This is a genomic window from Paenibacillus chitinolyticus NBRC 15660 (assembly GCF_000739915.1).
GTDB lineage: Bacteria > Bacillota > Bacilli > Paenibacillales > NBRC-103111 > Paenibacillus_F > Paenibacillus_F chitinolyticus.
On the sequence record NZ_BBJT01000003.1, the window covers coordinates 1003385 to 1014584 of the forward strand.

The 11200-nt window shown below is 50.2% G+C and carries 9 protein-coding genes; 2 read left to right on the top strand and 7 right to left on the bottom strand.

The window, feature by feature from the left end; genetic code table 11:
- Nucleotides 1–11: 11 nt before the first annotated feature.
- Nucleotides 12–1928: an arginine--tRNA ligase gene (locus tag PCH01S_RS09890; RefSeq protein ID WP_042228784.1), complete on the bottom strand. Its 1917-nt coding sequence runs from the start codon at nt 1926–1928 to the stop codon at nt 12–14.
- Nucleotides 1929–2493: 565 nt separating this feature from the next.
- Here PCH01S_RS09890 and PCH01S_RS09895 point away from each other — a divergent pair.
- Nucleotides 2494–2814, top strand: a complete 321-nt coding sequence (locus tag PCH01S_RS09895) for a hypothetical protein (RefSeq protein WP_129112472.1) — start codon at nt 2494–2496, stop codon at nt 2812–2814.
- 919 nt (nt 2815–3733) lie between these two features.
- Here PCH01S_RS09895 and cyoD read toward each other — a convergent pair.
- The 6 genes from cyoD to PCH01S_RS09925 form a co-directional block, all read right to left on the bottom strand.
- Nucleotides 3734–4078, bottom strand: coding sequence for a cytochrome o ubiquinol oxidase subunit IV (gene cyoD / locus PCH01S_RS09900; protein WP_042228787.1), 345 nt, complete (start codon nt 4076–4078; stop codon nt 3734–3736).
- Between the two features lies 1 nt (nt 4079).
- The gene (gene cyoC, locus PCH01S_RS09905) at nt 4080–4679 is read right to left on the bottom strand and encodes a cytochrome o ubiquinol oxidase subunit III (protein WP_174446798.1); all 600 of its coding nucleotides are present in this window, start codon (nt 4677–4679) and stop codon (nt 4080–4082) included.
- A gap of 30 nt (nt 4680–4709) precedes the next feature.
- The gene (locus PCH01S_RS09910; RefSeq protein WP_042228790.1) at nt 4710–6680 is read right to left on the bottom strand and encodes a cbb3-type cytochrome c oxidase subunit I; all 1971 of its coding nucleotides are present in this window, start codon (nt 6678–6680) and stop codon (nt 4710–4712) included.
- A 23-nt stretch (nt 6681–6703) separates the two neighbouring features.
- Entirely contained in the window at nt 6704–7672 is a 969-nt protein-coding gene (cyoA, locus tag PCH01S_RS09915) for a ubiquinol oxidase subunit II (protein ID WP_174446799.1), read from the bottom strand.
- A 486-nt stretch (nt 7673–8158) separates the two neighbouring features.
- Nucleotides 8159–8437 (bottom strand): hypothetical protein, encoded by a 279-nt coding sequence (locus PCH01S_RS09920; protein ID WP_042228792.1) that lies wholly within the window; start codon nt 8435–8437, stop codon nt 8159–8161.
- Between the two features lie 416 nt (nt 8438–8853).
- Nucleotides 8854–9993 (bottom strand): glycoside hydrolase family 88 protein, encoded by a 1140-nt coding sequence (locus PCH01S_RS09925; protein WP_042228793.1) that lies wholly within the window; start codon nt 9991–9993, stop codon nt 8854–8856.
- A gap of 117 nt (nt 9994–10110) precedes the next feature.
- Here PCH01S_RS09925 and PCH01S_RS09930 point away from each other — a divergent pair, with 117 nt between their 5' ends.
- Entirely contained in the window at nt 10111–10974 is an 864-nt protein-coding gene (locus tag PCH01S_RS09930; RefSeq protein ID WP_042228795.1) for an AraC family transcriptional regulator, read from the top strand.
- Nucleotides 10975–11200 lie beyond the last annotated feature (226 nt).

Sequence of the window (11200 nt, forward strand, 5' to 3'; positions counted from 1 at the left end):
GCCTGTTAAAATCACATCCGGTCAGGAGCCGGCAGTCCGAGCACATCGAGCGCCTTCCCCAGCGTTTCACGGAATTTCCAAGTCAGCCACACCCGCAGCTCCACCCGGTCGTCCGGACCCTTCAGTATCGGACAAGCTCCGTAGAAATTGTTGAACAGCAGCGACAGCTCGAAAGCATAACTGCAGATCAGATTCGGAGCCAACTGCCGGACGGCGGCATCCATCGTCTCGGTCCAGTACGCGATCTGCTTCAGCAGCTGACGCTCCGGGGGCTCCAGCGCCCCGCCGTCAAACGAAGGCACCGGAGGCTCCATGAGCGCTTTGCCGCTTCCCTTCTGCCCGGCGCCTGCCTTTTCCAGCACACTTCCGGCGCGGGCGTACGCGTACAGCAGATATACGCCGGAATTTCCGCTTACTTCCGTCGCCTGGCGCAGATCGAAAACGACTTCCGTCTGAAGATGATATTTCAGCAGGTAATACCGGATTGCGGCGGCCGCAATCTCCCGGCTGGAAAGCCCCTCCTGCCGGGAACGCTTGGATTCGATGCTCTCCTCCATCACCTGCAGGAGCTCGGCCACCTTGATGCCTACACCCTGGCGGCCCGACATCGCATACGAGCCTTTACCTGCGGAAGTGTCGACTCCCAGGCTTTCGGCCGTTTCGGGGCTCAGCGACACGACCCCGTAACTGACATGCAGCAGCCTGGCCGCCTGCTCCTTGTACCCGAGCGCCTCCAGCGCCAGCTTGACCATCGCCTGCGGATATTCCTGTCGGTAATCGATCACGTTGATCACCGTCTCTCCGCGGCCGAACGGCATCGCTTGTCCTTGCGAATCGGTGGACCAGACGCCGTCCGCAAACGGCATATACGTAAAATCTTGGGACAACAAACCGAACTTCCACAGATGGTACGCGATATCTTTCGCCGTATAAGTCAGTATCCCGTTCGACCGGACGAGCACTTTGTCCGCCTGATGCGCTTCCGGATCAGGGCTTGGGGTTCCCTCCGCTTCACCGCTGCCCTCACCTCCGTGCCGCAGCACCCAGCATCCGGCAAGCTTGCCTTCCTCCACTTTATAAAAGGCTCCGGTAGCCTGAAGATGCTCAAAAGCGGCTTCCCACAGCCCCTCGGCCACAATGCGGCTTTCCCACACGAGCACATCGTAACCGATGCCGAACGCCTTCATCTCGTGAAGCTGTTCTCGCACGATTTTTTCCGCCGTCAAACGCCCGATCCAGGCCGTAGAAGAGGTTCCTTCCTCCAATTCGTGGAGCACCCTCGTTCTCTCTTCCTGAAGCTCGGGGCTCCCTTTATACACTTTGTTCACTTTTGCATACGTATCCCAGCAAAAATCACCGAAACGGACATGCTCCCCCTCCGTCTTCGTATGAAGAATACCCACTACCGTATCGGCCAACTGGTTGCCCAGGTCATCGATGTAATTATGAATTTCGACTTCACGGCCGGCTCTCGATAACAGGCGTGCCAGCGTATCCCCAATGCAGGAATTACGCAAATGTCCGATATGCGCCGATTTGTTCGGATTGATCGAAGTATGCTCGATCACAACCTTCCCCTTCTCCGTCTCGCCTTGGTAAGCCGAATATTCCCGATGGCGGTTCAGCCAGACGTTCCAATCGATTGCAAAATTCAAAAAGCCCGGTGCCACGGCCTCTATTTTCGAAAAGATGCCCTCTGCGATCTTCGCATGCTCCAGCTCACTTTTTAGCTTATTTGCAATTTCCATGGGAGATTTCCTCAAGGTTTTGGCCAAAAGCATGGATACGTTGGTGCTGTACTCCCCGTGATCGGGATGGGCGGGCCTATCCACCAGTACTTTCAGTTCCGACGGCCACGAGGTGCCCGCTTCGTCCAGCAGCTTCCGGACCCCTCTTTCGATTTCAATGCCCAACGTTGCGGATATCATTTTCTCAACCCCCTTTTGATGATGAAACGCAAAAAAGCCCCCGTCTCTATGAAGAGACGAGAGCTCGTAAGTTCCCGCGGTACCACTCTAAGTGCCCGGCTGCCTCCTGGGCAAAAACCGGACCTCTTTTGACCGATAACGGCGCTCAGCCGGATCTTCCTACTTTCCGTTCAGAAGACCGTTTCCCGGGCCCGAGGCCAACCAGACATCCGTACCGGCTTTCACCTTCTCCGGCTCGCTGCGACTATCCGTCTGAATGCCAATCCCGTTCTTAAACGTTCCTGTTTTGCGTTGTTTGAATAATTAAATTATTTATACCGGAACATCCGCGTATTGTCAAGTCGGCAAAATCAAGAACAGCATTTCTATCGGACAAGCCGCTTCATTTTTCTATGAACAAAATATCGCCGTTTGCTACAAAGTATTCAACTTTACTTTTTTTAAAATATAATCAAATAATTACAGTTTTTACTTAAAATTTCGTTATTTTATTCGTTTACACTTTCACATTAATTTGTTATTTTGATGATGTTGTATCCCAAATTATGGTAAAGTATGTGTAAGAATGAAGAGTAGAGTTTTAGCAATGTTGTTCCTCTGTTTCGCCCTATTTATTGTTGTTCCCGTCTCCGCATCGGCAGCAACGAGTGTGCAAGTCACAGGCCAAGGCCAGTTGGCCATTTCGGCGAGTTTCACAGGGGCTTCTTATGCTGAGGTTTATGTCAGCAACCAAAATGGACAAGCAGTCTACAACAAAATCTTCGCATCCGTTGGCGGAAATGGAACCATCAGCGCTTCAATTCCTAACTTACCATACGGCACTTACAAGATTATTATCGGCGGACAAGCTATATCTGTCTCGAATCTGCAATACGGTTTCCAATAACACAACCCAAAAAAGCCTCGAAATTGAGGCTTTTTTTATGTTTATTCTTTTGACTGAACAGCCGATTGAGCTGTCTTTTTTTTCTTATTGCACGGGTGCAACAAAATTCTGCCACTGCGATTACCGGCCAAAAGCCAAATCCCACAATTGCTCCATAACCGGGGGATTAAATTCTTGAGGATGCAATAAAATCGAAAGGAATAACGTTACCATAATTGCGACGGTTACCGAAACAGCCCGATTTACGTATTTTGTTCTTTTTAGGAAGCCAATCGCGATCACTGTACTGTTTAAAACATAAGTAACGGGAAGGCTAACAATTCTGCCAAGCCCCGTGGAAGGAAAATATACGATTAACGCTGTAATCAAAAGCATGGAAGGAGCAAGGGCCAAGACACACTGATCCCAAACCGAAAATCCGAATAGAGAAGCCTTGTTCAATATGGGGAAAAATTTATAAAACCTATGACAGCAGTTAAGACATGTATGATCATAGGGAACTACGAAAGAAACCAAGGAAAGCAAAGCCCCATAAGAAAATTCTCCCGTGTAAAACAGAAAAGTCAGAAATAAATAAAGGGCTATTAGCAATCTCGTGAAAATTGAAGAAGTTCGCTTTATTCGGTCACTGTTGCATTTAGGACAATGCTTCACACGTATCTCCATCCTTATCCGCCTACGAAGTGTCGTTTATAAAAGGGGCTCACAATCAATCATACGTGTACTATTCTTTATTATTGATTGGTTTCCTCTTTTATCCGCGAACATAACCAACCTGCTTATAGCCGAACCCGATTGCATCGAACATGCCGCCTTCCAGACTCCCTCAAATTCTTCTAGGATCGAATAACATTTTCTTATTGGCTCCCATAAAAAAAGAGCTCCCCCGCATAAACGGGAAAGCTCTTTCGGGCCGCGCTTAGTTAGCGACGGTATTGTAGGTCATAATCCAGATGGAACCTGCTACGATTGTCGTCAGAATGACGAGACCGAGAATCAAAGTCAGCAGGTTATATCGCGGCCCCTTCTCGTCCGTCAAGTGCATGAAGAACAGAAGCTGCACGGCGAACTGGAGAACGGCGGTAATGAGCAGGACCAGAATAGCCGCCTTGCCCGTTACCATTTTGTTCAGGATCACGACCAGCGGAATAATCGTCAGCACGATCGACAGCAGAAAACCGATGACGTAAGACTTCAGAGAACCATGCGATTCATGGTGTTCATGATCATGCGCTCCGCCCGAATGGGTCGTATGTTGTGCCATCTTACATCACCCCCATCAAGTAAACGAACGTGAAGACGAAGATCCAGACCACGTCCAGAAAGTGCCAGTACAAGCTGATGATGTTCACTTTGCGTCGTGTTACCGAGTTGATGCCGTGACGGCTTAGCTGAATGATCAAAGCAATCATCCATACCAGACCGACGGATACGTGGATTCCGTGCGTTCCGACCAGGGTGAAGAACCCGGACAAGAAACCGCTCGTGGAAATCGTCGCGCCTTCATGAACCATTTTTACGAACTCGGTTACTTCCAGCGTGATAAAGGAAGCACCCAGCAGCGCCGTTACGGCCAGCCAGCCGATCAGGCCTTTACGGTTGCCTTTGTTCATCGCCAGCACGGCCAGACCGCTTGTAAAGCTGGACGTGAGGAGGATAAACGTCTCCGCGATAATACCCGGCATTTCGAACAGTTCTGCCGGAGTCGGGCCGCCGTTAGTGTTGCCGTGAAGAACGATGTACGTAGCGAACAGCGTACCGAACAGAATAACGTCGGTGATCAGGAAGATCCAGAAGCCGAACATCCGCAGCGATTCGAGGTCATGATGGCCATCATCATGGCTGTGATCGTGCTGGTGAGACATTGCTTTGTTATGACTGCTTGCTTGTGCCAATTAGACCGACCCCCTTGCCGCGGCTTCCGTGCGTTCAATCTCATCCACCGGAATATAGTAATCTGTATCATAGTTGAAAGAATGCGCGAGCATACATACCGCCACTCCGATCATGCCCGGGATGGCGAAGAACATCCAGCCGAACACGAACCCGAAGCCCGCGATGAACCAGCAAAGCGATTTGATGAACGGAATCGCCGAGTTTTTCGGCATGTGAATCGGTTCAAGCTTCGCCTTAGGCGCCGGTTTGCCGCCCTGCTCCAGACGCTGCTTCTCTTCCCACCAAGGATCCTGCACGCTTGCCGTAGGAATCGTCGCAAAGTTATAAAGCGGAGCCGGCGATGGAATGGACCACTCCAGCGTACGTCCGTTCCAAGGATCGCCTGTTGTGTCGCGCTCCATGAATTTGATGCTGTGTGCGATTTGCCACACTTGGAAAATGAAGCCGATCCCCATCAGGAAGCCCCCGATAGTGGAAGTCAGGTTCAAGCCGTACCAGCCCGAATCCCAGCCATACGTGCTGAGACGCCGTGTCATGCCGTCCAAGCCGAGGAAATACTGCGGCATGAAGCAGACATAGAAACCGATATTCCAAAGCCAGAATGCCCATTTACCGAGCTTCTCATTCAGCTTGAAGCCAAAAATCTTCGGCCACCAGTAGTACAGGCCGGCGAAGTATCCGAATGCGACACCGCCGATAAGCACTTGGTGGAAGTGGGCGATCAGGAAGTAACTGTTGTGGAACTGGAAGTCGGCCGGCGCTACGGAGAGCAGTACCCCGGTCATCCCGCCCACGATAAAGCACGGAATAAATCCGATCGTCCACAGCATCGGCGTGTCGAACCTGATTTTACCCCGGTACATGGTGAACAGCCAGTTAAACACCTTCACGCCCGTCGGAATCGCGATAATCATCGTCGTTATGGCAAAGAAGGCATTGACATTGGCCCCCGAACCCATCGTGAAGAAGTGATGCGCCCAGGTAAAGAACGAGAGAATACTAATAATCATCATGGCGAACACCATGGATTTGTACCCGAACAATTTTTTCTTCGCGAAAGTCGCGACGACTTCGGAGAAAATACCGAATGCAGGCAGAACAACGATGTAAACCTCAGGGTGACCCCACATCCAAATGAGGTTGATGTACATCATCGGGTTGCCCCCGCCGTCCAGCGTGAAGAAGTGTGCTCCCATGAAACGGTCCAGGAACAGCAGGGCCAGCGTTACGGTCAGAATCGGGAAAGCGAAAATAATCGCGATACAGCTGGAAAGCACGGACCAGGAAAACATCGGCATTTTCATGAGCTTCATGCCCGGTGCGCGCATTTTCAGAATGGTCACGATAAAGTTAATACCGGTCATCAAACTCCCGATACCGGAAATCTGAATCCCCCAGATGTAGAAGTTCTGCCCGACCCCCGGACTGTGTGAAAGCTCCGACAGCGGCGGATAGGCCAGCCAGCCCGCATCAGGCGAGCCTCCGATAACGAAAGACATATTGAACAGCATCGCGCCGAAGAAGAACAGCCAGAAGCTGAGCGCGTTCAGGAACGGGAACGCAACGTCGCGTGCACCGATTTGAAGCGGTACGGCGATATTGAACAAGCCGAACATAAGCGGCATCGCCATAAACAAAATCATGATTACGCCGTGCGTGGTGAAAATTTGGTTATAGTGCTCCGGTTGCAGGAACTCCATATCCGGCATCGCCAGCTGCGTCCGCATAAGCAGCGCATCGACGCCGCCGCGGAACAGCATCAGAATGGATGCGATGATGTACATGATACCGACACGCTTATGATCGACGGTAGTCAGCCATTCGCGCCACAGCCATGTCCATTTTTTAAAATAAGTAAGTACAAAGATGATGGCGATAGTCGCCAGAGCGATACTCACGTCAGCGCCGTAGATCAGCGGATCGCCGGTTACGAAGAACGTGGACGCGAAATCTTTGATTTTATCCAACATGATGGATGTTCCCCCTTTCCTCTCTATTCATGGCCCGTATGAGCGGCCGAAGCTTCTTGCTTCACTGCGCCCGAGCCTTCCGTTGAACTGTTTCCGGCGGCTTTGTCGGAAGTACCCGACTCGGTACCGGCGGACGGTTTGGCGGGTACAGGTGCGCCGAAGCCTCCATGGTTATGGGACGGAGAGTATCTCGTTACGATCTTCTCAAACAACCCTTCCGGGAATTTGGAGAAGGACTGAACTTCGGATACGCCAGGCTCCGCAAGCTTCTTATAACCGTCGAGCGTAAGCTCCGGAGAACTTCCTTTGATTTCTTTGACCCAGGAATCGAAGTCGGCTTGAGTCGTTGCTTTCGCGACGAATCTCATCTTTCCGAAATCCTTACCGCTGAAGTTAGCGCCCGAGCCCATATATTCGCCAGGTTCGTCGGCCATCAGGTTCAGCTTCATGGCCATCCCGGACATGGTGTAAATCTGTCCGCCAAGCTGCGGAATCCAGAAGGAGTTCATCGGTGCGTCCGAAGTCAGTTCGAAACGGACCGGCACATCTTCCGGGAACTGAACATAGTTAACTGTCGCGATACCTTGTTCCGGATACTTGAAAAGCCATTTCCAGTCCAACGATGTAACTTGGATCGTGATCGGCTTAACCTCTTTCTCGGCCGCAAGCGGTTTGGAAGGCTCCAACGCATGCGTGTAACGGACCGTTACGACACCCAGCACCAAAATAATCAGAATCGGGATCCCCCACCAAATGGTTTCGAGCTTGGTGCTGTGCTCCCAGTTTGGCGTATATTTCGCCTTTCTGTCCGGCTTGTCACGGTAGCGCCATACGATTACAAAGGTAATCACGAGTACGGGTACGATGATGACCAGGCAGAGCAGAGTCGAAATCACGATCAAATCCATCTGCTGCTGACCGACGGGACCTTTAGGATCCAATACGATCGGACTTTTACAGCCTGCGGAAACGACCGTCATCAAGACCAGCATGAATACTGCGCTAAAACGCCGGAACAAGTTCCCCTTCTTCAATTATCCTCATCTCCTGACTAACGCCTCCGTCATCAGAAGATGCGGAGATCGTTCGTTCTTTCATGTATGTGATAAACATAACAGAAACGGAATCGAACATCTGCCCTGTTAACAAAGGTGTCATCGAACCGTTGAAATTCCGTAATAGAAAGTTCAACGTTTCGACGTTTTTTTGTAATGAATAGGCAGAAAACCTTGTCAGACCAACGTTTTCCCCAAAACTTGGATGAAACCTAGCACCCATTTGAGTCTAATTGTGAACGCCGATTCTGTCCGATTATGTCGATCCATAGATACACCTTTAGGTTCATTACCCGAATTGTCCGTCTTCTAACAACCTTTCCCGGTTAAAATGCACTCCTTCTCGGACACGTTCATACTCCAAGACAATAGAAAAAGCCCTCTGCCCTTACGGGTCCGGAGGACTTCTCCTTCAATCCTGCGTCATTCGGTTACTTCGCCGTTCTCCTGTTGTTCAAATTTACGCTCGTGCACCAGATGAATCGCTGTGCCGATTGTATAAATGAACACGCTGCCGACCATAAAACCGATGCCGACCATCAACGTCAGGTTCTTGTCGCTAAAGTGGAATACGTTCCACAAGCTCATAATAATTCCGATTACAAGCGAGCTCCATGCCATCAGGTTCATAAAAGAAAATAAGCGACCTACTTCGCGTTCGTTTTTTTGTCTTTGCGGTACAGTTAATGTTTTAGTTGTCATTGATATCACTTCCCTTTCGTGCAGTAAGGGTCTATTTGTGTCTATTATAGCACAATCTTTAAAATTTGTTCAAACAATTTTCAAATTTTGATCAATAATTGGACACTTTTTATTACCCGAAATAAGAAGGAGGTAAACATTAGGTAAACAGCCTCCCGGTATCTTATCTGCACAGTTGCACTGCAAAGACTCCTTTCCTCGTTAATCCGCGAAATATCCGTAAATGAACTCTTATGAACTTACGGCAGCCCCTACTTTCGATGGTCATATGACTGGGCCGGGGATCCATGCTCCCTAACCACCCTTGTATGATTCCATTTATGAAAAACCGTTATCCGTTCTTATAACGACTCACCGTCTAAGACCAGATGTGTCTTTCTATGTTTTTCCGGATGTCCTTCTTTTTCTTTGCTTCTTTAAAAAATGCTTCCCTGCCACCCGTTCAGCTTTGCGGCCGCCTCGACCAAGAAGTAATCGCCGTAGATCAGCCCCACGTCGATGTTCTGGCCGGCGGGCTTGTTTCCCGTGCCTTCCCGAAGGATCGCTTCTGTCTTGTCATCAAAGGACGCGTATGATCCTGCCAAAGCTGCCATGATCCTCAGCGCGGCCCGATCATACAGCTCTCTTTCAGGGGCAGCCACATGCTTTGCGATTTCAAGCAGACCGGACGCCGCGCAAGCTGCCGCCGACGTATCTCGGGGCTCCCCTTCCGAATTCCCGGTGCGGAAATCCCAGTGAGGCACGGCATCCTCCGGCAGGGAAGCCAGAAAATAGTGGGCGACTCTTTTCGCCGCATGAAGGTAACGTATATCGCCGGTATACCGGTAAACGTTCGCCATCCCGTAAAGAGCCCACGTCTGACCGCGGCTCCATCCCGATTCCGGCGAATGCCCCTGGCCTCCCAGCGTTTCCAGAAAAGCCCCCGTCTCCGGATCAAAGCTGACAATGTGCCTGACCGATCCGTCTTCCCGGATAAAATGCTCCAGCACGGTATCCGCATGAGCCGCCGCTATATGGCGAAAACGGGGATCCTGGATTTCTTCCGCCGCCCAGAAAAGCAGGGATAGATTCATGCAGGAGTCAATGATGGCCCAACCGGTTTTATCCTGATTCCAAGCGCGCAGAAAGCGACCGGCCAGATTAAACCGCCCCGCCAGGAAATTCGCCGCCTGAATCCCCCTTCGGCGAGCATCCGCATCTCCCGTAAGCTTGTATTTGATCACGGCAGTCGGAAGAAATTGAAACCCTACATCATGATGAAGGTTCGAGTTGCTTACCATGCACTGCTCCAGACTCGCATCCCAGTCCCAGGCTTTCTCCCGGAATGAAGGATCGCCCGTCATTTCATGCATAATCCACAACATACCCGGCCAGAACCCCGATGTCCACCAATCGATTCTCATATCATCATATACACCGTCAAAAGCAACGTGAGGCGATTTATTCCCCATTTTTTCTGCCATCACGTTTACTTTCTTATGCAAGCTACCCCATAATTCTTCCTTATTCACCGTTATCCCTGCCTTTCCGGCAATCCGTCCGGCATACCACTCCACCGCTGCAGACTCCGTTTGTGTCGTTATTCTTCTATCGTAACAAACACCGTCCAGGCTTGTTTTGGGGATATTATGATATAATGTTGTCATATTACGAATTCATTGAGGTCGCTCACCATGAGACTTGATAATTATGCCGATCTTGGACGGCATCCCGTGCAGCTTTCCCTCTATCTGAATCGTTCGGAAAGCTTTCGCGATATTTTCCATGCCCATCAGGGAATCGAAATTTTATATGTCCACCGCGGCAACGGGAGGGTCATGATCGGGCAGGAGCTGTTCGAGATGAAACCCGGCACGCTTCTGTTTTTCAAACCCTTCCAGCTCCATACGATTCGGATGACCATTACCGAACAGCAACCTTACATCCGTTCCATGCTTCTGTTTGATCCGGCCGTTTTGCTCCGGTATACCGAGCCTTACCCGTCGTTAAACAGTTTCTTGCTGCATATCTGGAAACATCCTTTCGGTGATCAGTGGGTGGACGTGACGGATACGGATGCTATGGACAAACTTTTTCATTTTTATAAGGATGAATCCCAAGTAAGCCACAACGCTCCAGTCCAATCTGAAAAAGTTCTGTTGGATACGCTCTCCCTCCTCCACCGGATTCAAAACCTTTTCGATAAACAATCAGCCGTAGGCAGGGTAGGCTCCTCACTCCGCTTTTCTCCGTCCGTAACTGCCATCCTCGCTTGGATCGAAGCGAACTATGCGTCGGAGTTCCGTTTAACCGATTTGGCCAGGCATGTTCACCTCACTCCCAACCATGTTTCCTATCTGTTTCACAGGGAGACCGGGAGCACCTTGACTAACTATTTAACCGCTAAACGGCTGCAGCAAGCCTCTTTTCTTCTCAAGGCGACGAACTTATCCATCCGGGAAATCGGTCACCGTATCGGATTTTCTAACTTCTCTTACTTCTGTCAACTGTTTAAAAAGCACAACGGTCTTTCGCCCGCAAAATATCGCACAAGCTAGATACAAAAAAGGCAGAACGTCTTCAGACGTTCTGCCTTTTTATGTCTAGGATGCTGTTACAGTTTAAAACCGCAGGCAAACTCATCGAAGCGCTTATAGAACAGAAGCAGCGTTCCGGTAGGATGTCCTTATTATGGCTCCTAATAAAATATAAATCGCTGGAAAAATCGACCCTATACAAAAAGAGCCCTCTTGAACGGTTACGTTCAAAAGGACTCTCATCTGC

Excerpts from the sequence above, each read along its gene's own strand:
- PCH01S_RS09890 (WP_042228784.1), bottom strand. The coding sequence starts at position 1,928 with ATGATATCCGCAACGTTGGGCATTGAAATCGAAAGAGGGGTCCGGAAG.
- PCH01S_RS09895 (WP_129112472.1), top strand. The coding sequence starts at position 2,494 with ATGAAGAGTAGAGTTTTAGCAATGTTGTTCCTCTGTTTCGCCCTATTT.
- cyoD (WP_042228787.1), bottom strand. The coding sequence starts at position 4,078 with ATGGCACAACATACGACCCATTCGGGCGGAGCGCATGATCATGAACAC.
- cyoC (WP_174446798.1), bottom strand. The coding sequence starts at position 4,679 with ATGTCTCACCAGCACGATCACAGCCATGATGATGGCCATCATGACCTC.
- PCH01S_RS09910 (WP_042228790.1), bottom strand. The coding sequence starts at position 6,680 with ATGTTGGATAAAATCAAAGATTTCGCGTCCACGTTCTTCGTAACCGGC.
- cyoA (WP_174446799.1), bottom strand. The coding sequence starts at position 7,672 with ATGCTGGTCTTGATGACGGTCGTTTCCGCAGGCTGTAAAAGTCCGATC.
- PCH01S_RS09920 (WP_042228792.1), bottom strand. The coding sequence starts at position 8,437 with ATGACAACTAAAACATTAACTGTACCGCAAAGACAAAAAAACGAACGC.
- PCH01S_RS09930 (WP_042228795.1), top strand. The coding sequence starts at position 10,111 with ATGAGACTTGATAATTATGCCGATCTTGGACGGCATCCCGTGCAGCTT.